We start from the raw sequence: 21,975 nt of genomic DNA, 5'->3' as shown, positions 1-21,975 counted from the left end.
GCACCATGAGCCGCGCCCCAGACACATGGATTCTGACCGCCGACTGCCCCAGCGTCCTCGGCACCGTGGACGCGGTCACGCGTTTTCTGTTCGAGCAGGGCTGCTACGTCACCGAGCACCACTCGTTCGATGACCGCCTCTCCGGGCGTTTCTTCATTCGCGTGGAATTCCGCCAGCCCGACGGCTTCGACGAGCAATCCTTCCGCGCCGGCTTAGCCGAACGTGGCCAGGCCTTCGGCATGATCTTCGAGCTGACCGCACCGAACTACCGGCCGAAAGTGGTGATCATGGTCTCCAAGGCCGACCACTGCCTCAACGACTTGCTCTACCGTCAGCGCATTGGCCAGTTGTCGATGGACGTAGCGGCAGTGGTCTCCAACCACCCGGATCTGAAACCGCTGGCCGACTGGCACCAGATTCCCTACTACCATTTCCCCCTCGACCCCAACGACAAGCCGTCGCAGGAGCGTCAGGTGTGTCAGGTGATCGAAGAGTCCGGCGCTGAACTGGTGATCCTCGCCCGCTACATGCAGGTGCTGTCGCCGGAGCTGTGCCGCAAGCTCGATGGCAAGGCGATCAACATTCATCACTCGTTGCTGCCGGGTTTCAAGGGCGCCAAGCCCTATCACCAGGCCTACAACAAGGGCGTGAAGCTGGTTGGCGCGACGGCGCATTACATCAATAACGACCTCGATGAAGGGCCGATCATTGCCCAAGGCGTCGAGGCGGTGGATCACAGTCATTACCCTGAGGATCTGATTGCCAAGGGGCGCGATATTGAGGGCCTGACGCTGGCGCGGGCGGTTGGGTATCACATTGAGCGGAGGGTGTTTCTCAACGCCAATCGTACGGTCGTTCTCTAGATCGCCATCGCTGGCAAGCCAGCTCCCACAGGATTCGGTGTTGGATTTAGATTCTGTAAACGACACAAATCCCTGTGGGAGCTGGCTTGCCAGCGATGAGGCCCTGACAGGCAACACATAAACAGCATCTGTACCCGAGCACTCAACGCGCTGCCTGCCTGGGCAACGCGGTTCCATAAAAACAACAGCGAGGTGAAAGCATGTCTGGCAATCGTGGTGTGGTGTATCTCGGCGCTGGCAAGGTCGAAGTACAGAAAATCGACTATCCGAAAATGCAGGACCCGCGCGGTCGCAAGATCGAGCACGGGGTCATTCTCAAAGTGGTTTCCACCAACATCTGCGGCTCCGACCAGCACATGGTGCGCGGCCGTACCACGGCGCAGACCGGTCTGGTGCTGGGTCACGAAATCACCGGCGAGGTGATCGAAAAAGGCTCCGACGTCGAAAACCTGAAAATCGGTGATCTGGTTTCCGTGCCGTTCAACGTCGCTTGCGGGCGCTGCCGTTCCTGCAAAGAGCAACACACAGGCGTCTGCCTGACCGTCAACCCGGCCCGTGCCGGTGGCGCTTACGGTTACGTCGACATGGGCGACTGGACCGGTGGCCAGGCCGAATACGTGCTGGTGCCATATGCGGACTTCAACCTGCTGAAACTGCCGGACCGCGACAAGGCCATGGAGAAAATCCGTGACCTGACCTGCCTCTCCGACATCCTGCCGACCGGTTATCACGGCGCAGTGACAGCGGGCGTTGGCCCGGGCAGCACCGTTTACATTGCCGGCGCTGGCCCGGTCGGCCTGGCCGCTGCCGCTTCCGCACGCCTGCTCGGCGCTGCGGTAGTGATCATCGGCGACGTCAACACCATCCGCCTGGCCCACGCCAAGGCGCAGGGTTTTGAAATCGTCGACCTGTCCAAGGACACGCCGCTGCACGAACAGATCGCCGCACTGCTGGGCGAACCGGAAGTGGATTGCGCGGTGGACTGTGTTGGTTTCGAAGCTCGCGGCCATGGTCACGACGGCGTAAAAGCCGAAGCGCCGGCCACCGTGCTCAACTCGCTGATGGGCGTGGTGCGTGTGGCCGGCAAGATCGGTATCCCGGGCCTGTACGTCACCGAAGATCCAGGTGCGGTGGACGCTGCCGCAAAAATGGGCAGCCTGAGCATTCGCTTCGGTCTGGGCTGGGCCAAGTCGCACAGCTTCCACACCGGCCAGACGCCAGTGATGAAGTACAACCGTCAACTGATGCAGGCGATCATGTGGGATCGCATCAACATCGCCGAAGTGGTGGGGGTGCAGGTGATCAGTCTGGATCAGGCGCCGGAAGGTTACGGCGAGTTCGATGCGGGTGTGCCGAAGAAGTTTGTGATTGATCCGCATAAGTTGTTCAGTGCGGCGTAAGGTTTACGCAGTAGCAGAACGGCGCCATTCAGGCGCCGTTTTATCGAACGATTGTTTCTATACGACTTCGACTTGTTCCGCTTGCATTCCTTTTTGCCCCGGCACCGCGATAAAAGAAACGGTTTGTCCTTCTTTCAAGGATTTAAATCCATCGGATTGGATAGCCTTGAAATGGACGAAGAGGTCAGCACCGCCATCAGCAGGTGTAATAAATCCAAAGCCTTTTTCGTCGTTAAACCACTTTACGGTACCGGTTTGTTTATTTGGCATGACCATGCTTCCTGTTTGCGTTGTGTATCGATTCATATCCGAGCGATAGCGACCAGGATTTATCTGTTCCTTCTGTCGCGAACCAATCGAACATTGATTGCGTATTGCTGCCCTGTATCGCTTTTCATCACTTCATAACTGACCCTTCGTCCGGCCTTGATTTTTCCAATGATGGGATCGTCCGGATCAACGCAAAAGATGATGGCTGAGGGCTGAGCAATCATTTTCTTTGCAACGTCCTTCGACGGTTCGTTCAACGGCGGAATGATCAAGTCGTCGCGGTCTGACAATCGCTTCTCCATCGCAGCGCCTCCATCGAAATGATCCGCGGCAAACCTGGCTCGAATTCAATGTAATTCACTAGAATTGAGTCGGTAACTGTCAGGTTTGACAGTTTTTAGAAACGTTTTGGAATTGTCCCGATTTCGAATTGGAATGACCGGAACATGCCACCGGATTCCCGGTCAAAACGCCAGTTTCGTCGCCGTTGTCCGGTGGCAGCTTTTCCCAAGAGGATGTCTGAATGAAAATTTCACGCGGTTTTGCCTTGGCATCGCTCCTGACCTTGGCCGCCGGGCCGGTGTTTGCCGGTTTCAGTCTGAATGACGTGGCCGGCGCGGTTTCGGGCATGCAGGGTGGCGACAAGGCGGCCGCTGCGGCGCCGACCTCGGAAACCGCCGGTTTGTTGAGTGCCCTGAGTGCGCTGGATGTCACGCCGGAGCAGGCCGTGGGCGGCACCAGTGCGATGCTCGGGCTGGCGAAGAATCAGTTGAGCAGCACCGATTACTCACAACTGGCCAAAGAAGTGCCGGGCATCGACAAACTGTCAGGTGGCAGCGGCAATCTGGCGGCGCTGGGCGCCTTGCTCGGTTCATCCGGCAAGTCTGCCGGGCTGGAAAATGCGCTGGGTAACGTCAAGGACACCAACGACCTGAACAATGCCTTCAGCGCACTTGGCATGGACAGCGGCATGATCGGCCAGTTTGCCCCGGTGCTCCTGCAATATCTCGGTCAGCAGGGCGTCGGCGGTTCGCTGTTGAGCAGCCTGGGCAGCATCTGGGGCGCCGGCACCGGTAGCTGATTCAGCCGCGCTCGCTGCGCAGTTCGGCGATGCGCTGATCCTTCTCGTTCCAGAGCTGGTTGACCCAGCTCTGGACCTTCTGGCGAAACGCCGGATCATTCTCGTAATCGCCTTGCCACAGCGCCGGGTCGAGTTCGCGGGTCTTGATGTCGATGATCACGCGCGGCACGTTGCCGCTGATCAAATCCCAGAAACCCGGAATTCGCTCCTGTGGATAAACCACGGTGACGTCGAGAATCGCATCCAGTTGTTCACCCATCGCCGCCAACACAAACGCCACGCCACCGGCCTTGGGCTTGAGCAAATGCTTGAACGGTGATTGCTGCTGTGCGCTTTTTGCCGCGGTGTAGCGGGTACCTTCCAGATAATTCACCACGGTCACCGGCTGACGCTTGAACAGCTCGCAGGCCTGTCTGGTGATTTCCAGATCCTTGCCGGCCAGCTCCGGGTGCTTCGCCAGAAACGCTTTGGTGTAGCGCTTCATGAACGGGTAATCCAGCGCCCACCACGCCAGCCCCAGAAACGGCACCCAGATCAGTTCTTTCTTGAGGAAGAATTTGAAGAACGGCGTGCGTCGGTTGAGGGTCTGGATCAGCGCCGGAATATCGACCCACGACTGGTGGTTGCTGACTACCAGATAAGAGGTGTCACCGCGCAGATTCTCGCCGCCGCGAATGTCCCATTGGGTGGGGATGCACAGGCGGAAAATCAGCTTGTCGATCTCGGCCCAGGTCTCGGCGATCCACATCACTGCGCCCGACGCGTAATCGCGCCAGCGGCCGGGTGCGACCAGTTTGAGCAGGGCAAACACCAGCAACGGCCCGATCAGGATCAGGGTGTTGAGCAACAGCAGCAGGGTGACGAAACAGCCGGTGAGCAGGCGGCGCATAAGCAACTCTTTGCAAACGGATGGGCGCGCCATGATAAGCAGCTTCGCGCGGCAGGCCAAATCGGCGGTGACGAATGTTTCACTTTTGGGGCGGTATGCTGGTGCCAGATATTGTATTGAATGTGCTGGCCTCATCGCTGGCAAGCCAGCTCCCACAGGTTTCTCTGGTGTTCACGAGAATTGCATTCATTGAAGATCCTTGTGGGAGCTGGCTTGCCAGCGATGCGGTCTCACGGGCGAACGAATTGCTCGCCGGGTGTCTAAAATCTCGCGTCTGCCGCCCTCATTTTCCAAGGAAGCCCCTTACGTGAAATCCCTCCTTGCACTGTTTGCCCTCGTCGCTCTGCCGGTCATGGCCGCCGAGCCGACTCTGTACGGGCGCTACGAATACATCGCGCTGCCGGAAATCGGCGGTGAAGTGCTCAAGGCCAAGATGGACACCGGCGCACTGACCGCCTCGCTGTCGGCCAAGGACATCGAAACCTTCACCCGTGATGGTGACGACTGGGTGCGTTTCCGCCTCGGCACCAAGGACGCCAGCAACAAGGTCTACGAACACAAGGTCGCGCGCATCAGCAAGATCAAGAGCCGTTCGGACGAAGAGGACGAGGGCGAAAGCACCGAAGTCGCCAAGCGCCCGGTGGTCGATCTGGAGCTGTGCCTGGGCAACGTCAAGCGTACCGTCGAGGTCAACCTGACCGACCGCAGCAACTTCAACTATCCGCTGCTGATCGGTGCCAAAGCCTTGCGCGAGTTTGGCGCTGCGGTAAACCCGGCGCGGCGCTTCACCGCCGACAAGCCGGACTGCTAAGTGGTCTCATTGACGTAACGTCAGGCTTGGGGCACCGTTCGCGCACTTAACCTATGGGCTCGGACGCCATGCCTCATATCCTGATTGTCGAAGACGAAGCGGCGATTGCCGACACGCTGATTTTCGCCCTGCAAGGCGAGGGCTTTAGCACGACGTGGCTGAGCCTCGGCGCGGCGGCGCTGGAGCATCAGCGGCAGACCCCGGCCGATCTGATCATCCTCGACATCGGCCTGCCGGACATCAGCGGTTTCGAGACTTGCAAGCAGCTGCGGCGTTTCAGCGAGGTGCCGGTGCTGTTCCTCAGCGCCCGCGATGCCGAGATTGATCGCGTGGTGGGGCTGGAGATTGGCGCCGACGACTACGTGGTCAAGCCGTTCAGCCCTCGAGAGGTGGCGGCGCGGGTCAAGGCCATCCTCAAACGCATGGCGCCGCGTCCAGTGATTGAAGCCTCTTCGGCGCTGTTTCGCATCGATCCCGAGCGCGTACAAATCAGCTATCGCGGCCAGACGTTAAGCCTGACCCGCCACGAATTCCGCCTGTTGCAGTGCCTGCTCGAACAACCCGAGCGGGTGTTCAGTCGCGAACAACTGCTCGATGCGTTGGGCGTGGCGGCCGACGCCGGTTACGAGCGCAGCATCGACAGCCACATCAAAAGCGTGCGCGCCAAACTGCGTCTGGTGCGTGCCGACGCCGAGCCGATCCAGACCCATCGCGGCCTCGGTTACAGCTACAGCCCGGGGCACAGCTGATGTCTTTGGGGCTGCGGATCTTTCTGGTGTACGTGCTGTTTATCGGCCTCACCGGTTATTTCGTGCTTAACACGGTGATGGAAGAAATCCGCCCCGGCGTGCGCCAGTCCACCGAAGAAACCCTGGTCGATACCGCCAACCTGATGGCAGAAATCCTCCGCGATGATTTCAAGGCCGGCACCCTCAGCGAGAACCGCTGGCCCGAGCTGCTCCGCGCCTATGGCGAGCGCCAGCCGCAAGCGACCATTTGGGGCTTACCGAAAAATCAGGTCAACCACCGCATCTACGTGACTGATGCCAAGGGCATCGTCGTTCTCGATTCCAGTGGTGTCGCGGTCGGTCAGGATTATTCGCGCTGGAACGACGTCTATCTGACCCTGCGCGGTGAGTACGGTGCACGTTCGAGCCGCAGTGATCCGGATGACGCCAGTTCGTCAGTGATGCACGTCGGCGCGCCGATCCGCGACAACGGCAAGATCATCGGTGTGGTCACCGTGGCCAAGCCCAACAGCTCATTGCAGCCTTATGTCGATCGCACCGAGCGGCGTTTGCTGTTTTACGGTGCTGGTCTGATCGGCCTCGGTCTGTTGTTCGGTGCTTTGCTCTCGTGGTGGCTGAGCCGTGCGCTGCACCGTCTGACCGGTTATGCCCAAGCGGTGAGCGAAGGCCGGCGGGTGGAAGTGCCGCATTACCGGGGGGGTGAACTGGAACAACTGGCTACGGCCGTGGAACAGATGCGCACGCAACTGGAAGGCAAGGCCTACGTCGAGCGTTATGTGCATACGCTGACCCATGAGCTGAAAAGTCCGCTGGCGGCGATTCGTGGCGCGGCGGAGTTGCTGCAAGGGGATATGTTGCCGGTTCAGCGCCTGCGCTTTGTCGGCAATATCGACAGCGAAAGTGCGCGGATGCAGCAGTTGATCGAACGGTTACTGAATCTGGCGCAGGTGGAGCAACGTCAGGGCCTTGAAGAACGGGTCGCTGTGCCGCTGGCGGCGCTGGTTGAACAATTGCTGCAGGGGCAAGCGGCGCGGATCGAAGGCAAACAGTTGCGCATCGAACGGGCGATGGCAGCGGATCTGCTGTTGATTGGCGAGCCGTTTCTGTTGCGTCAGGCGCTGGGCAATCTGCTGGAGAATGCGCTGGATTTCACGCCGATTCAGGGGCTGCTGCGTTTCAGTGCCGAGCGGGTTGGCGAGCAGATCGAATTTCGATTGTTCAATGAAACGGCGCCGATTCCTGACTACGCCTTGCCGCGATTGACCGAGCGTTTCTACTCGTTGCCGCGTCCGGACAGTGGGCGAAAAAGCACGGGTTTGGGGCTTAACTTCGTTGAAGAAGTGGTCAAGTTGCATGGTGGGGCGATGCAGATTCGCAATGTCGAAAACGGTGTTGAAGTGATATTGCGCTTGCCTTGATACCGTCAAAAGATCGCAGCCTTCGGCAGCTCCTACATTGGATTGCGTACACCTGTAGGAGCTGCCGAAGGCTGCGATCTTTTGATCTTTCCACACAATCTCCATATTCCCCCCACATTCCCCTCATACAGCACCAGCAGACTCTGCCCATCCAAACAGGGAGAGTCCCATGAACAAGAATCTGACGATAAAGCTCGGCGCCATCGCCGTGCTGATCCTGCTGTTGCTGATCCCGTTGCTGATGATCGACGGCGTCATCGACGACCGCCAACAGTTGCGCGACGGCGTGCTCGAAGACATCGCCCGCAGTTCCAGCTACAGCCAGCAACTGAGCGGGCCGGTGATGGTGGTGCCGTATCGCAAAGTGATTCACAACTGGAAAACCAACGACAAGACCAATCAGCGCTACGACGAGCCGAGCGAAGAGCGCGGTCGTTTGTACTTCCTGCCGGAGCGTTTCGAACTCGATGGTCAGGTGCAAACCGAGCTGCGCGCACGGGGCATTTATGAAGCGCGGTTGTTCCACGCCGACAACCGCATCAACGGCCATTTCTCATTGCCGGCGCAATTGGGCATTAAGGAAGACTTCAGCGATTACCAGTTCGATGCACCGTTTCTCGCGGTCGGCATCAGCGACATTCGCGGCATCGAAAATGCGCTGAAACTGGAACTCGATGGCCAGCGTCTGGACTTTGTTCCGGGGACTCAAGTCGGTTGGCTCGGTGAAGGCGTACGGGTCACGCTGCCGCTGCTCGACACCAGCAAAAGCACCGAGTTGAGCTTCGGTTTTGATTTGCGCCTGCAAGGCACCGGTTCGTTGCAGGTGCTGCCGGTGGGCAAGAGCAGCAGCGTCAGCCTCACTGCGAATTGGCCGCATCCAAGTTTCATCGGCAATTTCCTGCCGGCCAAACGTGAGATCAACGATCAGGGTTTCAGCGCCGATTGGCAGACCACGTTTTTCTCCACCAACCTGCAAGACGCCATGAGCCGTTGCGTGAGCAGCAATGATTGCGAGGCGTTCAATGGTCGCAGTTTCGGTGTGAGCTTCATCGACCCGGTGGATCAGTACCTGAAGAGTGATCGGGCGATCAAATATGCGCTGCTGTTCATCGTCCTGACGTTCGCCGGTTTCTTTCTGTTCGAAGTGCTCAAGAGTCTGGCCGTGCACCCGGTGCAATACGCGCTGGTCGGTGTGGCGCTGGCGTTCTTTTATCTGTTGTTGCTGTCGCTGTCGGAGCACATTGGTTTTGCCCTGGCGTATCTGTTGTCGGCCAGTGCTTGCGTGCTGTTGATCGGGTTTTATGTCTGCCACGTGCTACGCAGTGTGCGTCACGGCTTGAGTTTTTCGGCGGGGCTGGCGGCGTTGTATGGCCTGCTCTATGGATTGTTGAGCGCTGAGGATTACGCGCTGTTGATGGGCTCGTTGTTGCTGTTCGGTTTGCTCGGTGTGTTCATGGTGCTGACGCGCAAACTGGATTGGTACGGGATCGGGCAGAAACCGGCGCAGCCGTTGGAGTTTGATGTCGGGGCGATGCAATGAGCCGGTCGCTGGGGTTGCGTGAGGATCAGTGCTGGAAGGATGAACTGATGACGCGGATTATCGGGCTTTTGCCTGTGGAACCGAGTGGGTGCCATCGCTGGCAAGCCAGCTCCCACAATGAGTTCGGTGATGACATAAATCCCCGATCTACCACAAATCCTGTGGGAGCTGGCTTGCCAGCGAAGAGGCCGGAACAGGCGCCGCCGATTTAAGGCTTGGGCATCGTGGCGATCATGGACGGTCGCTGACTCACCTCAAAGTACCAGTTGGCCAGTTGCGGGTTGGCATCACGCCAGCCCAGGTCCGGGAAACGCAGATCGAGATAACCCAGCGCACACGCCACGCTGATCGCCGCGACATCGAAATGGCTGGTCAGCTCGGCAATGGCATCTTTTTCCAACACCGCGAGGGCACGGCGGATCTTGTCGCGCTGAGCGTCGAGCCATTCGTCCCAATGTTTTTCCGGCGCGCGCAGGACCATTTCATAACGCACCATCACCGACGCATCCATGATCCCGTCGGCCATCGATGCCAGGGTCAGACGCCGCCAGCGAGCCGCGCCTTCGCGGGGGATCAGCGGATTGCCGACGTGCTGCTGGTCGAGGTATTCGAGGATCACCCGGCTGTCATGGATGACGTTGCCGTCGGCCAGACGCAGGGCGGGAATCTTGCCCAGCGGGTTATCGGCATTGAGCTCGGCACTCGGGCTGACCGGGCTGAGCACACAGTCTTGCAAGGCGACGCGATCCTGCTGGCCGGTTTCGTGCAGCAACACCATCACTTTGCGCACAAACGGAGAGAGCGTGTTGTGGTACAGGGTCATGCTGGGGGCAGACATTGGCAAACCTCGGTAATCGTCGAAGAGCAGGTGGTTAGCCTAGTCAGAACCGCGATGGCTGGCGAGGGAATTTATGGCGCCCATCCGGCCGCCATCGCTGGCAAGCCAGCTCACACAGGTTTTTGCAGTGAACACACATTTCAGGCCCAGCAGAGATCCTTGTGGGAGCTGGCTTGCCAGCGATGAGGCCATCATCGACAGCACAAAAACTACCTGCGCAGCAACAATCCCCTGATCGCCAGAAATGCCGGAACACCCAGCCCAACCCAGCTCAACACATCCCAAATCCCATCCCCCAGCAACGCCGCAAACAACCCCGCTGCACTCAGCAACGCAATCACGATCGGCGTGCTGAACACCTTCCAGAAATTCGACTGACGCGGCTTCATGCAGACGCCTCCGCCGTTTCCAGCAGGGGTTTGGCCGCTTTGCGCCGCACCACCCACAGATAAACGCCACTGCCGAGCACAATGATCGTCAACACATCGAGCGTGGCCCAGAGGATTTTCATCGGCATGCCGCCGTAATCACCAAAGTGCAACGGCTGCGACATGCCCATGGCGTCCATGTACCACGGCCGTTCGGCCACGGCGGTGACCTGCAGCGTGGTGGCATCGATCAGCACCGGCGTCAGCAGATGCGAGGTCAGGTGCGTGCCGCCCTTCATGAACACCGAGTAATGGTGTTCGCTGGAAAAGCGTGTGCCGGGAAAGGCAATGAAGTCCGGTTTCATCTCCGGCGCAACTTCAGCAGCGATATCGAGCAAACGCGTGGCCGGCGCCAAGTGGGTCAGCGGTGGCGCTTCGCGGTAAGGTTCGATCAGCGCAGTCAGTGCATCGTTGCGCCAAGCGGCGATCAGCAGGTCGGCGCAGGCGCTGATCACACCGGTCACGCCGACCACCAACGCCCAGGTCAGGGTGACCACGCCAATCAGGTTATGCAGGTCGAGCCAGCGCAGCCGTGTCGACTTGTCCTGACGCACCGTGCCGAACTTCAAACGGCGCATGAACGGCAGGTACAGCACCGTTCCGGACACGATGGCCACGACAAACAGCAGCCCCATGAACGCCAGCAGTAATTTGCCCGGCAGCCCGGCGAACATGTCGACGTGCAGGCGCAGGATAAACAGCATCAAGCCGCCATTGGCCGATGGGGTTTCCAGCGCTTCACCGGTACGTGCGTCGAGCATGAAGGTGTGCGAGGAGTTCGGCTCGGTGCCGGCGGTTTTCGCCATGATCGTCAGTACGGCATTCGGCTCATCGTCATCGAAACCGAAGTACTGCACGACTTCGTCGGAACGATGTTTTTCTGCGGCCTCGACCAACTGCGCCAGATTCAGCCGCGGCGTGTCGGCAGGCATCTCGCGTACTTCGGGTGCATCGCCGAGCAGATGTTCGATCTCGTGATGGAAAATCAGCGGCAGACCGGTCAAGGCCAGCATCAGCAAAAACACGGTACAGACCAGGCTGGTCCAGGTGTGGATGAACGACCAGCGACGAATTGTTTTACTTTTCATTTCATGACCTTCAAAAACACCAAAGCCGTCCACGAAGGACGGCCTGGTCACAGGGCCTGTTTCAGCTCAGTTGCTTACCACTTGTAAGTGGCGCTGGCGACGACACTGCGCGTGTCGCCGTAGTAGCAGTAGAAGCTGTCGCAGGTGGAAATGTATTCCTTGTCGAACAGGTTGGTTGCGTTGACCGCCAGCGACGCGCCTTTGAGGCTGTTGTCCAGACGGCCGAGGTCGTAATGCACACTTGCGTCGAACACGGTGTAGGCGTCCGCTTTGCCCAGCCAGGTGTTGGCCTTGTCGCCGTAGGTGTTGCCGGTGTAACGCACGCCACCGCCAATGCCGAAGCCGTCGAGGACGCCGGCGTGCCAGGTGTAATCGGTCCACAGCGACGCTTGCTGGTTCGGCATCAGTTGCAGGCGATTGCCCTTGTCGACGCCATTCTGCACTTCGGATTTGGCCAGGGTGTAGGCAGCGATGACTTTCAGGTTGTCGGTGACGTCGGAAACCGCTTCCAGCTCGAGGCCTTTGACTTTCACTTCGCCGGTCTGACTGGTGATCGACACGTTGTTGACGAAGGTGTTAACCGAGACGTTCTTCTGGGTGAGGTCGTACACGGCGGCGGTCAGCAGGGTTTTGCTGCCCGGTGGCTGGTACTTGATGCCCAGTTCCCACTGCTTGCCTTCGGTCGGTTTGAGCGAACCGGTCGAGGTGGCGTCGGCGCCCGTGGTCGGCTGGAAGGATTCGGCGTACGACAGGTACGGCACGAAACCGTTGTCGAAGACATAACTGAGCGCTGCGTTGCCGCTGAAGGCCTTGTCACGCTGGGTGTTGGTGGCATCGCCCTTGTTGATGAACTTTGTGCTGGTGTGCACCCAGTCTTCACGGCCGCCGAGGGTCAGGCGCCACTGGTCGAGGGCCATCTGGTCCTGGATGTACAGGCCGGTCTGGTAGGTTTTCTGGTCGTAATCGTAAAACGCCGTGGAGCGCGCTGGACGTACGATTGGCTGGCCGTAGATCGGTGTGATCACGTTGGTGGTCAAACCGTCGCCGAAGATCGAGGTGTAGTTGGTGTTGCTGCGCTGATGATCCAGGCCCAGCAGTAGGGTGTGGCGGATGTCGCCGGTGGCGAAGTCGGCCTGGAAGTTGTTGTCCACGGCGAACTGACTGATGTCTTCTTCGACGCTGGTGCTGGTGCGCCCGACGTTGCCTTGATCATCAACTTCGGTGAACGGGTAGGAACCCGGCGTCAGCGACTGGAACGACAGATCCGACTTGGTGTAGCGCAGGTTCTGCTTGAACTGCCAGACATCGTTCAGACGATGTTCGAAGGCGTAGCCCAGCGCGTAGTAGGTGCGATCGTAATATTCCCAGTCCGGATCACCCAGATTCTTGTGGTGGGAGATATCGCCGAACGGTGACTTGATCTTGGTGCCCTGCACCGGCAGGAACTGGCTGGTGATGCCGGTATCGTCGCGGGTGAACTGGCTCAGCAGGGTGAGCTTGGTGTCGTCGTCGATGTTCCAGGTCAGGCTCGGTGCGATGTTGTAGCGCTTGTTGTCGACGTGATCGACCTGCGTGCCGCTGTCGCGCACCACACCGCTGAGGCCATAGAGAAACTGGCCGGCGTCATCGATCTTGCCGGTGCTGGCGAAGTTGATCTGGCGATGGTTGTCGCTGCCGTACTGCAACTGGATTTCGTTGCTGGCTTCGGCGCTTGGGCGACGGCTGACCATGTCGAGCAGACCGCCCGGTGGGGTCTGGCCGTAAACCGAGGAGGCCGGGCCGCGCAGCAGGGCGAGGCGATCGAGGTTCCAGGTTTCCTGTTTCGGGTTGGCGTACACGCCTTTCGGCAGCGGCAGGCCATCGAGGAACTGGGTCGGTTCGAAACCGCGCACACGCAGCCAGTCGGCGCGGGTATCGCTGCCGTAGCTGCTGGCGGTGATGCCCGGCATGTAGCGCACAGCGTCGTCGAGACTGTGCACGCTGCGGTCGTCCATTTGCTGGCGAGTCGCGACGGAGATCGAACGCGGCGCTTCGACCAGTGCGGTGTCGGTCTTGCTGCCAGCGGCGGTGCGGGTGGCGGTGTAGCCGTCGACCGGTCCCCAGGCGCTTTCGAAGTTTTCCACACCGATAACCGATGTTTCCGGCAGGGCCAACGTCCCTTCAGGCACGGCAACCAGGGTGTAGGTGCCGGTGCTGCTTTGTTCCAGTTGCAGACCGGTGCCACGCAGGGCCGCGCGCAAGGCACCGGCCGCGTCGTATTGGCCGTTCACCGGTGCCGAGGTCTTGCCTGCGGCCAGCGACGGATTCAGCGACAGCGCGATGCCGCCCTGGCTGGCGATCTGGTTCAAGGTGGTCGACAGTGGCGCCGCCGGCAGATTGTAGGCGCGCACGCTGGACGCTTGTTCAGCGGCGAGCAACGGACTGCTGATCAGCGGCGCGCTGAGCGCGATAGCGACGGCCAGCAGACTGGGGCGCAACAAGGTGTCTAGCGAACGGGACATACGGCGGCTCCTGAATGGAAATATTTCTCAATTGCCTGTGTGCCGAATGAAAAGCGAAAAGTGATAGGGCTGGATGAAAATAATTTCGATTAACTGAAAGTGGAGGCTGTAGGGGCCTCATCGCTGGCAAGCCAGCTCCCACAGGTTTCAGTGCTGTTCACAAAATTGCTGCTCACCGCAGCTCCCTGTGGGAGCTGGCTTGCCAGCGATGGCGGCCGCTCAGACACCGCATTACTCAGGCTTGATATCGGCCTTCGCGACAGTGACCCAATACGGCGTATGCCGCTCGATCTGCACCGGCAGGGTCGGCAGCAATGCGCTCAGGGCCTTATCGGTGTCATGCAGCGGAAAGCTGCCAGTGATGCGCAGGTCCGCCACTTCCGGGGCCACGCCCAGGTGCCCACGACGATAACGCCCCAGTTCATGCACCAGATCGCCAAGGCGCGCGTTATCCACCACCAACATGCCGCGGGTCCAGGCATCCGCGCCGGGATTGAGCGCGACGATCGAACCCAATCCATCACTGCGCAGCAGCACTTGCTGGCCTTCATGGAGAATTTGCTCTTCAGGATTGGATTGCGGGTGCGCCGCGACCGCCGACTGCAACACGCTCAGGCGCGTGCCTTCGTCTTCACGCTTGACCAGAAACCGCGTACCCAAGGCGCGCATGCTGCCTTCGCGGGTTTCGACGATAAAGGGACGCGCATCGCCATGACCGGTCTCGACGAGAATTTCGCCTTCCTGCAACACGATCAATCGGCGCTTGTCATCGAACCGCACATCCACCGCACTGTGGGTGTTCAGATTCAGCACCGTGCCGTCAGCCAGACGCACGGTGCGCTGTTCACCAGTCGCGGTGCGTTGATCGGCAAGCCAGTAATCCAGCGGCAGAAACCGTTCACTGGCGAACAACCCCAAACCAACAATCACTACAACGCTGGCCAACCCACTGCCAAGCTTGCGCACGCGCCGGCGAATGCCTTCGCGCGACTGTAGCAAGGCACTGCGTGCCGGGCCTTTAGCCACGCTGAAACGCTGATCGAGCATGCCCAGTTGTCGCCACGCCCGGGCGTGTTCTTCATGGGCCGCATGCCATTTGGCAAACTCCTCGCGCTCTAGCGGGCTGCTCGAGTCGAGGGTCAGTTGCCAGGCAATCGCCGCGTCCAGGACATGCGCCGGTACGGGGCTGGAACTGGCCGGACTCATGTCGGCTCACCGTACAGGGCGATGTAGCACTGACGAATGCCTTGCGCCAGATACTGACGCACACGCGGCACCGAGACGCCGAGCTTGTCGGCGATCTCGGCATGGCTGAGGCCATCGAGACGGTTATAAAGGAAGGCGGCACGGGCCTTGGTCGACAGTTTGCCGAGCAAGCGGTCGATGGCTTTGAGGTCTTCGAGGATCATTTGCTGTTCTTCCACCGACGGTTGTTCGCCTTCGGGGATCAGCATCAATTCGGTGAGGTAGGCCTGTTCCAGCGCTGCGCGGCGGAAGTAGTCGAACAGCAGGCCTTTGGCGATCGCCACCAGAAAGGCCCGCGGCTCGCGCGGTGTCAGCATTTCGTCGCGACCGAGCAGGCGCACAAAGGTGTCCTGACTCAGATCCTCGGCACGCTCTGGGCACGCCACATTGCGCCGCAGCCAGGCCAGCAGCCAACCGCGATGGTCGCGATACATCGCACCGACGAGCTCACTGTGAGGGCTTGGGACTGACGACACCGGACATCACCGATTGGGAAATGTTAACTAACGCGAATTGTTCGCGATTGTGGCAGAGGTGGGAATGGTTAGCAATTGGCCACTGGTCAGGTGGGCATGTAAAGGCAGACCCCCTCACCCTAGCCCTCTCCCGGGGGGAGAGGGGACCGATTGGGGGATACTCAGGAGATACACCGACCTGAACGATTTTCAGTGAATCCACAATCAACTCGGTCTTTCAGGTCGATGAAAAGCCCGAGACACCTCACCCCAGCCCTCTCCCTCCGGGAGAGGGCTGGGGTGAGGGGCTTTTGATTTAAAACGAAGGCGCCTGCTGCCTACGCTTCCACTGACTCAACCGCTGCTGCAAATTCAACGGACTGTGAATCTGCTGCCCCCGCGCCCGGCTGAACAGAATCAACGCCAGTTCCGCCGTCGCCAGCGCATCGGCACTCGCGTTATGCCGCTCGAACACCTCAAGCTTGAACCAGTCGATCCACTCATCCAGCCCGGCCTCACGAATGTGCGCCTGCGGACACACCAGCGGTGCAATGTCGGCGACATCAAGAAACACCTGCTGCAACTTGTGCCCCAGATGCTCCTTCAACGCGCGCCCGAGCATGTGCTGATCAAACGGCGCATGAAACGCCAATACCGGGCTGTCGCCGATAAATTCCATGAGTTCGAGCAACGCCTCGGCCGGCTCACTGCCCGCCGCAATCGCATTCGGCCCCAACCCGTGAATCAACACGCTGGGGCTGAGCTTCAATTCGCGACATTGCAACGTGCGTTCGAACTGCTGACTGAAATCGATCGCGCCATCTTCGATCACTACCGCGCCAATCGACAGCACACGATCCTTGCTCAGGTTGAGTCCGGTGGTTTCCAGATCCAGCACGACCCAACGTTGTTCGCGCAACGTGCATTCGCTGAGCGGTGTAATCGTTGGCAACTGAGCCAGACGCTGCTGGAAATCCACCGGCACCACCGCACTCGCCGGGCGCAGCCACGAAAACAGGCTCATAGCTGATACCGCAAGGTCAGGCTGCTTTGCAGGCGCTGCGCCTGACGCAAGGATTCACGCAGGATGCGCCGGTCCAGGTGATTGAGGCTGTCGGGGTCTACGCGGTTGGAATAGGGCAGATTCTCGCGGGTCTGCAACTGATGCTGCTGCATGCGCGTTTGCTGAATGAAGTGATACGCCTCTTCATACGCCGCGCCGTCCAGCCGTTCGATCACTTCTTTCTCGACCAACTGACGGAAGCGTTCGAGGGTGTTGTTGGCGTCGATACCGTTAGCCAGCGCGAGCAGTCGCGCGCCATCCACGAATGGCGTCAGCCCCTGCACCTTCAGATCCAGCGTGGCTTTCTCGCCATTCTTGCGCGCCAGCACAAACTCGCGGAAACGTCCCACCGGTGGACGATTGCGCAGGGCGTTCTCGGCCATCATGCGCTGGAACAAACGGTTGTCGCCGACTTGGTCAAGAATGCCCCGGCGCAACTGTTCGCAGCTTTTTTCATCGCCCCAGACCACGCGCAGATCGAAATAGATGCTCGACCCAAGAAGATTTTCCGGCGTCGCCTCGCGAATGAACGCCGCAAAACGCCGCGCCCATTCTGCCCGCGACAGACACAGTTCGGGGTTGCCGGCCATGATGTTGCCCTTGCACAGGGTGAAACCGCACAGCGCCAGACTCTGGTTGATCTGCTGGGCAATCGGCAGCAGCTTGCCGCGAATCTCTGCCGCATGTGCTGCGTCCCGCGCGTCGAACAGAATGCCGTTGTCCTGATCGGTGTGCAGCGTCTGCTCGCGGCGACCTTCGCTGCCGAAACACAGCCAACTGAACGGCACGCCGGGATCGCCTTTTTCGGCGAGGGTCAGTTCGATCACCCGGCACACGGTGTGGTCGTTGAGCAGGGTGATGATGTGGGTGATCTGCGTCGAAGAAGCACCGTGGGCGAGCATGCGTTCGACCAGTTGGCCGATCTCGCCGCGCAGGCTCACCAGTTGTTCGACGCGCTGGGCGCTGCGAATCGTCCGCGCCAGATGCACCAGATCGACCCGTTGCAGGGAAAACAGATCGCGCTCGGAGACCACGCCGCACAGGCGCTGATCCTTGACCAGGCAGACATGCGCGATGTGCCGTTCGGTCATGGCAATCGCCGCATCGAACGCACTGTGATCCGGCGAAAGATAAAAGGGCGAAGGTGTCATGTGGCGCTCGATGGCTTCGCCGAAATCGCCAATACCGGCGGCCACCACATGACGCAGATCGCGCAGGGTGAAAATGCCCAACGGCGCCTTGTGTTCATCCACCGCAACGATGCTGCCGACCTGCTGCTCGTGCATCAACTTCACCGCTTCGCGCAATGGCGTGTCCGGGCCGCAGGTCACTGGATGACGCATCGCCAGTTCGCCGAGTCGGGTGTTCAGCGAGTACTGCGTGCCGAGGGTTTCCACGGCTTTTTGCTGCACTTGCTGATTGACCTGATCAAGCAGGCTGCTGACCCCGCGCAAGGCGAAATCACGGAAGGCGTTGGACAGGGCGAACAGTTTGATGAACGCCAGTTTGTTCAGTTGCAGGCAGAACGTATCTTCGCCGGCCAGGTGTTCGGTGCGCGTCGCGCGTTCACCGAGCAGTGCGGCCAACGGAAAACATTCGCCGGTGGTGATTTCAAACGTCGTCTCGGTGCCGGGTTTGGTGATGTGCTGGCGTTCGCCAACCACCCGACCTTGTTTGACGATATAGAAATGTTCGACCGGGCCGTCGGCGGGTTTGATGATGCTCTCGCCCTGGCCGTAGAAACGCAGCTGACATTGCTCCACCAGATAAGCCAGGTGGGCGTGTTCCATCTGATTGAAGGGCGGGAAGCGCTGAAGGAATTGCAGGGTGCCCTGAATGTTCTGCAATACCGCGGCTTTCCCTGCCTGGGTGAAGGCGTCCGCTTTACTCATAACCATTACCGCAGTCTTTTCGAATTGTTGTTGTCGGATCGTTCTGGCCATGGTCGACCCCTGCGGGCGGGGTGCCCATTGGACGTAAGTCTAGGTTTTGCCACCATTGGCGCAGTTTCGGAGATGCCCTACGCAAACAGTCGGAAATTCCCTGGTTTGCCCCCTTGGAAAAAAATCCGACGAAGTGCACATTGAAGCTCTGCCCAGCGATGTCTGACCACTTGCCAAGGGACTGTTTTGAATATTTAGAGAGCGCCATGTCCGACCACGATATTTTGAGCGATGCCGAGCGAGAAGCGCTCAGTGCAGTCATGCTCGAACCTGACCTGCCACCTCAGCGTGTATTGATCGTTGATGACGACAAGGACGCCCGGGAGCTGTTGTCGGAGATTCTCGCGTTGGATGGCATTCGTTGCATGACCGCAGCCAGTGGCGAGACGGCGCTGAAGATGCTCGAAGAAAAGCCTTCGATCGGGCTGGTGATCACGGATCTGCGCATGGGCAATGTCGACGGCCTCGAGCTGATCCGTCAGGTGCGTGAGTCGGTGAGGGCAGCGATGCCGATCATCATCGTGTCCGGCGATGCTGATGTGAAAGACGCGATTGCGGCGATGCATTTGAGCGTGGTGGATTTTTTGCTCAAGCCGATTGATACGGGCAAGTTGCTCGCTCTGGTCAAACACGAATTGGGTATCGACCCCTGAGAGCCCCTCACCCTAACCCTCCCGAAACGTCGGACCGCCCAGAGGGAGAGGGGACTGAGCGCGGTGAATGTGCAAGGTACACCGACTTGAAATTACCGAGTCGAACTCAGAACTTGAAGCTTCCCCAATCTGCTCCCTTTCCCCCTCTACCCCTTGGGGGAGAGGGCTGGGGTGAGGGGGATGGATCTCAAGCCCTCCACAAATACCAGCCCACACCACACAAACAAAAAAGCCCTGATCTCTCGATCAGGGCTTTTTCATGTCCGGCATTCAGCGCAAGTTACAGGCCGTTGGCCTTCTTGAACTCGCGACGACGACGGTGCAGCACCGGCTCGGTGTAGCCATTCGGCTGCTTGGTACCTTCAACCACCAGTTCGACCGCCGCCTGGAAGGCGATGTTGCTGTCGAAGTTCGGTGCCAGCGGACGGTACAGCGGGTCGTTGGCGTTCTGACGATCCACCACCGGCGCCATGCGCTTGAGGCTTTCCATCACTTGCACTTCGGTCACCACACCGTGGCGCAGCCAGTTGGCGATGTGCTGGCTGGAGATACGCAGCGTGGCACGGTCTTCCATCAGGCCGACGTCGTTGATGTCCGGTACTTTCGAGCAGCCAACACCCTGGTCAATCCAACGCACCACGTAACCGAGAATGCCCTGGGAATTGTTGTCCAGTTCGTTCTTGATTTGCTCTGGCGTCCAGTTCGGGTTGACCGCCAGCGGGATGGTCAGGATGTCGTCCACCGAAGCACGAGCACGTTTGGCCAGTTCGGCCTGACGGGCGAACACGTCGACCTTGTGATAATGCAGCGCGTGCAGCGCAGCAGCCGTTGGCGACGGTACCCAAGCGGTATTGGCGCCGGCCAGCGGGTGCGCGATTTTCTGCTCGAGCATCGCGGCCATCAGGTCGGGCATGGCCCACATGCCTTTACCGATTTGCGCACGACCTTGCAGGCCGGTGCTCAGACCAATATCGACGTTCCAGTTTTCATAGGCGCCGATCCACTTCTCAGTCTTCATGTCGGCCTTGCGCACAACCGGGCCGGCTTCCATGGAGGTGTGGATTTCGTCGCCGGTACGGTCGAGGAATCCGGTGTTGATGAACACAACGCGCTCGCTGGCCGCTTTGATGCAGGCCTTGAGGTTGACCGTGGTACGGCGTTCCTCGTCCATGATCCCGACTTTCAGCGTATTGCGCTTCAGGCCCAGCACGTCTTCGATGCGGCCGAACAGCTCGTTGGTGAACGCTGCTTCTTCCGGGCCGTGCATCTTCGGTTTAACGATGTACACGGAACCGGTGCGGGTGTTGCGACGCGAGGTGTTGCCGTTGAGGTTGTGCATCGCCGCGAGGCAAGTGACCAGACCGTCGAGGATGCCTTCCGGCACTTCGTTGCCGTCTTTGTCGAGGATCGCGTCGATGGTCATCAGGTGACCGACGTTACGCACGAACAGCAGCGAACGACCGTGCAACGTCACTTCACCGCCATTCGGCGCGGTGTAGGTGCGATCCGGGTTCATGGTGCGGGTGAAGGTCTGACCGCCCTTGGACACGGACTCCGACAGGTCGCCCTTCATCAGGCCGAGCCAGTTGCGGTAGATCACCACTTTGTCGTCAGCATCGACGGCGGCCACGGAGTCTTCGCAGTCCATGATGGTGGTCAGGGCCGCTTCCATCAGGATGTCTTTGACGCCGGCCGGGTCGGTCTGGCCAACCGGGGTAGTAGCGTCGACCTGGATTTCGAAGTGCAGACCGTTGTGTTTCAGCAAGATGGCGATTGGCGCGTTGGCGTCGCCCTGGAAACCGATCAGCTGAGCGTCATCGCGCAGGCCAGTGTTGCTGCCGCCCTTGAGGGTGACCAGCAGTTTGCCGTCAGCGATTTTGTAGGCGGTCGAATCAACGTGGGAGCCAGCCGCCAATGGCGCAGCTTCGTCGAGGAACGCACGGGCGAAGGCGATGACTTTGTCGCCACGCACCTTGTTGTAGCCTTTGCCTTTTTCCGCGCCACCGTCTTCGCTGATCGCGTCGGTGCCGTAGAGGGCGTCATACAGCGAACCCCAGCGGGCGTTCGAGGCATTGAGAGCGAAGCGGGCGTTCATCACCGGCACAACAAGTTGTGGGCCGGCGGTGCGGGCGATTTCATCATCGACGTTTTGTGTCGTTGCCTGGAAATCAGCCGCTTCTGGCAGCAGATAACCGATTTCTTGCAGGAAGGCTTTATAGGCCACGGCGTCGTGCGCCTGACCGTTGCGTTCCTGATGCCAGGCATCGATACGAGCCTGGAAGTCATCGCGTTTGGCGAGTAGGGCTTTGTTCTTCGGCGCCAGGTCATGAATGACCTTGTCGGCACCTTCCCAGAATTTGTCGGCGGTGAGGCCGGTACCGGGAATGGCTTCGTTGTTCACGAAGTCGAACAGGACTTTGGCGACCTGCAGGCCACCGACTTGAACGTGTTCAGTCATTGCTTGCCTCACTCTGCTCAGCTATTTCGCTTTTCAGCTCTTCAATTTTGACAATGAAGCCTCTGGCCATTTAAACCACAAACCTGCCGACCAGTACATGCCATTGCGGGCGGCTGGGCTGGGACCAATCAACGGCTTGGGGGCCTTGCTGACGGGGCTTTCAGGGTTGCGAACAGGCCTTGGGCAGACATCGATCCAGCGTTATGTAGTGCGCGCTGCGGCATACTACATGATGAGTTGCGCTTGTGAAAATCAGACTAATTACGTCGTTCTGCGACCTCA

The 21,975-nt window shown here is 59.6% G+C and carries 20 protein-coding genes; 8 read left to right on the top strand and 12 right to left on the bottom strand.

The window, feature by feature from the left end:
• Nucleotides 1-5 precede the first annotated feature (5 nt).
• Complete coding sequence (gene purU, locus CKW38_RS10950) at nt 6-863, top strand: formyltetrahydrofolate deformylase (RefSeq protein WP_095112743.1); 858 nt, start codon at nt 6-8, stop codon at nt 861-863.
• 200 nt (nt 864-1,063) lie between these two features.
• Nucleotides 1,064-2,263 (top strand): formaldehyde dehydrogenase, glutathione-independent, encoded by a 1,200-nt coding sequence (gene fdhA, locus CKW38_RS10945; RefSeq protein ID WP_007909990.1) that lies wholly within the window; start codon nt 1,064-1,066, stop codon nt 2,261-2,263.
• 57 nt (nt 2,264-2,320) lie between these two features.
• Here fdhA and CKW38_RS10940 read toward each other — a convergent pair whose 3' ends face one another.
• The gene (locus tag CKW38_RS10940; protein ID WP_095112742.1) at nt 2,321-2,533 is read right to left on the bottom strand and encodes a cold-shock protein; all 213 of its coding nucleotides are present in this window, start codon (nt 2,531-2,533) and stop codon (nt 2,321-2,323) included.
• 59 nt (nt 2,534-2,592) lie between these two features.
• Complete coding sequence (locus CKW38_RS10935; RefSeq protein WP_095112741.1) at nt 2,593-2,835, bottom strand: hypothetical protein; 243 nt, start codon at nt 2,833-2,835, stop codon at nt 2,593-2,595.
• A 221-nt stretch (nt 2,836-3,056) separates the two neighbouring features.
• Here CKW38_RS10935 and CKW38_RS10930 point away from each other — a divergent pair, with 221 nt between their 5' ends.
• Nucleotides 3,057-3,614 carry a DUF2780 domain-containing protein gene (locus CKW38_RS10930; RefSeq protein ID WP_095112740.1) on the top strand — a complete coding sequence of 186 codons (558 nt, stop codon included), beginning with the start codon at nt 3,057-3,059 and terminating at the stop codon, nt 3,612-3,614.
• 1 nt (nt 3,615) lies between these two features.
• Here CKW38_RS10930 and CKW38_RS10925 read toward each other — a convergent pair whose 3' ends face one another.
• On the bottom strand, nt 3,616-4,503 hold the full coding sequence (locus CKW38_RS10925; RefSeq protein ID WP_095112739.1) for an acyltransferase: 888 nt from the start codon (nt 4,501-4,503) through the stop codon (nt 3,616-3,618).
• Nucleotides 4,504-4,810: 307 nt separating this feature from the next.
• Between CKW38_RS10925 and CKW38_RS10920 the strand changes: the two genes are divergently transcribed.
• From CKW38_RS10920 to creD, 4 genes are all read left to right on the top strand, one after another.
• Complete coding sequence (locus CKW38_RS10920) at nt 4,811-5,314, top strand: ATP-dependent zinc protease (RefSeq protein WP_008078089.1); 504 nt, start codon at nt 4,811-4,813, stop codon at nt 5,312-5,314.
• 68 nt (nt 5,315-5,382) lie between these two features.
• Nucleotides 5,383-6,063, top strand: a complete 681-nt coding sequence (gene creB / locus CKW38_RS10915; RefSeq protein ID WP_042704954.1) for a two-component system response regulator CreB — start codon at nt 5,383-5,385, stop codon at nt 6,061-6,063.
• Nucleotides 6,063-7,481, top strand: a complete 1,419-nt coding sequence (gene creC, locus CKW38_RS10910; protein WP_095112738.1) for a two-component system sensor histidine kinase CreC — start codon at nt 6,063-6,065, stop codon at nt 7,479-7,481. The genes creB and creC overlap by 1 nt, the downstream gene beginning before the upstream one ends.
• A gap of 169 nt (nt 7,482-7,650) precedes the next feature.
• Nucleotides 7,651-9,021 carry a cell envelope integrity protein CreD gene (creD, locus tag CKW38_RS10905; RefSeq protein ID WP_095112737.1) on the top strand — a complete coding sequence of 457 codons (1,371 nt, stop codon included), beginning with the start codon at nt 7,651-7,653 and terminating at the stop codon, nt 9,019-9,021.
• Nucleotides 9,022-9,229: 208 nt separating this feature from the next.
• Here the strand turns inward: creD and CKW38_RS10895 are convergent, their stop codons facing one another.
• The 8 genes from CKW38_RS10895 to CKW38_RS10860 all read right to left on the bottom strand — a co-directional run bounded on the left by CKW38_RS10895 (nt 9,230) and on the right by CKW38_RS10860 (nt 18,531).
• Nucleotides 9,230-9,859 carry a glutathione S-transferase gene (locus CKW38_RS10895; protein ID WP_095112735.1) on the bottom strand — a complete coding sequence of 210 codons (630 nt, stop codon included), beginning with the start codon at nt 9,857-9,859 and terminating at the stop codon, nt 9,230-9,232.
• A gap of 209 nt (nt 9,860-10,068) precedes the next feature.
• Nucleotides 10,069-10,248, bottom strand: a complete 180-nt coding sequence (locus tag CKW38_RS10890; protein WP_007910007.1) for a hypothetical protein — start codon at nt 10,246-10,248, stop codon at nt 10,069-10,071.
• Nucleotides 10,245-11,375, bottom strand: coding sequence for a PepSY domain-containing protein (locus CKW38_RS10885; protein ID WP_095112859.1), 1,131 nt, complete (start codon nt 11,373-11,375; stop codon nt 10,245-10,247). Before CKW38_RS10885 ends, CKW38_RS10890 begins: the two co-directional genes overlap by 4 nt.
• Before the next feature lie 74 nt (nt 11,376-11,449).
• Nucleotides 11,450-13,876, bottom strand: a complete 2,427-nt coding sequence (locus CKW38_RS10880) for a TonB-dependent siderophore receptor (protein ID WP_095112734.1) — start codon at nt 13,874-13,876, stop codon at nt 11,450-11,452.
• A gap of 231 nt (nt 13,877-14,107) precedes the next feature.
• Nucleotides 14,108-15,082 (bottom strand): FecR domain-containing protein, encoded by a 975-nt coding sequence (locus CKW38_RS10875; protein WP_007910012.1) that lies wholly within the window; start codon nt 15,080-15,082, stop codon nt 14,108-14,110.
• A complete protein-coding gene (locus CKW38_RS10870) occupies nt 15,079-15,555 on the bottom strand; it encodes an RNA polymerase sigma factor (protein ID WP_256588363.1) in 477 nt (158 codons plus the stop codon). Before CKW38_RS10870 ends, CKW38_RS10875 begins: the two co-directional genes overlap by 4 nt.
• 337 nt (nt 15,556-15,892) lie before the next feature.
• Complete coding sequence (locus tag CKW38_RS10865) at nt 15,893-16,600, bottom strand: PolC-type DNA polymerase III (protein ID WP_095112732.1); 708 nt, start codon at nt 16,598-16,600, stop codon at nt 15,893-15,895.
• The gene (locus CKW38_RS10860; RefSeq protein WP_305887118.1) at nt 16,597-18,531 is read right to left on the bottom strand and encodes a putative nucleotidyltransferase substrate binding domain-containing protein; all 1,935 of its coding nucleotides are present in this window, start codon (nt 18,529-18,531) and stop codon (nt 16,597-16,599) included. Before CKW38_RS10860 ends, CKW38_RS10865 begins: the two co-directional genes overlap by 4 nt.
• A 257-nt stretch (nt 18,532-18,788) precedes the next feature.
• On the opposite strand from CKW38_RS10860, the gene CKW38_RS10855 reads away from it, so the two are divergent.
• On the top strand, nt 18,789-19,235 hold the full coding sequence (locus tag CKW38_RS10855) for a response regulator (RefSeq protein ID WP_095112730.1): 447 nt from the start codon (nt 18,789-18,791) through the stop codon (nt 19,233-19,235).
• A 280-nt stretch (nt 19,236-19,515) separates the two neighbouring features.
• On the opposite strand, the gene CKW38_RS10850 is transcribed toward CKW38_RS10855, so the two are convergent.
• Nucleotides 19,516-21,693, bottom strand: a complete 2,178-nt coding sequence (locus CKW38_RS10850; RefSeq protein WP_095112729.1) for a malate synthase G — start codon at nt 21,691-21,693, stop codon at nt 19,516-19,518.
• Nucleotides 21,694-21,975: the final 282 nt, after the last annotated feature.

Origin of the sequence: Pseudomonas sp. Irchel 3H7 (assembly GCF_900187605.1) — a bacterium.
In the GTDB taxonomy this organism is placed as follows: domain Bacteria; phylum Pseudomonadota; class Gammaproteobacteria; order Pseudomonadales; family Pseudomonadaceae; genus Aquipseudomonas.
Note: the sequence above shows the minus strand (reverse complement) of the source record. Positions and strands in the feature narration are given on the sequence as shown.

Excerpts from the sequence above, each read along its gene's own strand:
- CKW38_RS10935 (WP_095112741.1), bottom strand. The coding sequence starts at position 2,835 with ATGGAGAAGCGATTGTCAGACCGCGACGACTTGATCATTCCGCCGTTG.
- CKW38_RS10860 (WP_305887118.1), bottom strand. The coding sequence starts at position 18,531 with ATGAGTAAAGCGGACGCCTTCACCCAGGCAGGGAAAGCCGCGGTATTG.
- CKW38_RS10850 (WP_095112729.1), bottom strand. The coding sequence starts at position 21,693 with ATGACTGAACACGTTCAAGTCGGTGGCCTGCAGGTCGCCAAAGTCCTG.
- CKW38_RS10930 (WP_095112740.1), top strand. The coding sequence starts at position 3,057 with ATGAAAATTTCACGCGGTTTTGCCTTGGCATCGCTCCTGACCTTGGCC.
- purU (WP_095112743.1), top strand. The coding sequence starts at position 6 with ATGAGCCGCGCCCCAGACACATGGATTCTGACCGCCGACTGCCCCAGC.
- creB (WP_042704954.1), top strand. The coding sequence starts at position 5,383 with ATGCCTCATATCCTGATTGTCGAAGACGAAGCGGCGATTGCCGACACG.
- CKW38_RS10940 (WP_095112742.1), bottom strand. The coding sequence starts at position 2,533 with ATGCCAAATAAACAAACCGGTACCGTAAAGTGGTTTAACGACGAAAAA.
- CKW38_RS10855 (WP_095112730.1), top strand. The coding sequence starts at position 18,789 with ATGTCCGACCACGATATTTTGAGCGATGCCGAGCGAGAAGCGCTCAGT.
- fdhA (WP_007909990.1), top strand. The coding sequence starts at position 1,064 with ATGTCTGGCAATCGTGGTGTGGTGTATCTCGGCGCTGGCAAGGTCGAA.
- CKW38_RS10875 (WP_007910012.1), bottom strand. The coding sequence starts at position 15,082 with ATGAGTCCGGCCAGTTCCAGCCCCGTACCGGCGCATGTCCTGGACGCG.
- CKW38_RS10885 (WP_095112859.1), bottom strand. The coding sequence starts at position 11,375 with ATGAAAAGTAAAACAATTCGTCGCTGGTCGTTCATCCACACCTGGACC.
- CKW38_RS10895 (WP_095112735.1), bottom strand. The coding sequence starts at position 9,859 with ATGTCTGCCCCCAGCATGACCCTGTACCACAACACGCTCTCTCCGTTT.
- creD (WP_095112737.1), top strand. The coding sequence starts at position 7,651 with ATGAACAAGAATCTGACGATAAAGCTCGGCGCCATCGCCGTGCTGATC.
- CKW38_RS10925 (WP_095112739.1), bottom strand. The coding sequence starts at position 4,503 with ATGCGCCGCCTGCTCACCGGCTGTTTCGTCACCCTGCTGCTGTTGCTC.
- CKW38_RS10880 (WP_095112734.1), bottom strand. The coding sequence starts at position 13,876 with ATGTCCCGTTCGCTAGACACCTTGTTGCGCCCCAGTCTGCTGGCCGTC.
- CKW38_RS10865 (WP_095112732.1), bottom strand. The coding sequence starts at position 16,600 with ATGAGCCTGTTTTCGTGGCTGCGCCCGGCGAGTGCGGTGGTGCCGGTG.
- CKW38_RS10890 (WP_007910007.1), bottom strand. The coding sequence starts at position 10,248 with ATGAAGCCGCGTCAGTCGAATTTCTGGAAGGTGTTCAGCACGCCGATC.
- CKW38_RS10870 (WP_256588363.1), bottom strand. The coding sequence starts at position 15,555 with ATGTATCGCGACCATCGCGGTTGGCTGCTGGCCTGGCTGCGGCGCAAT.
- creC (WP_095112738.1), top strand. The coding sequence starts at position 6,063 with ATGTCTTTGGGGCTGCGGATCTTTCTGGTGTACGTGCTGTTTATCGGC.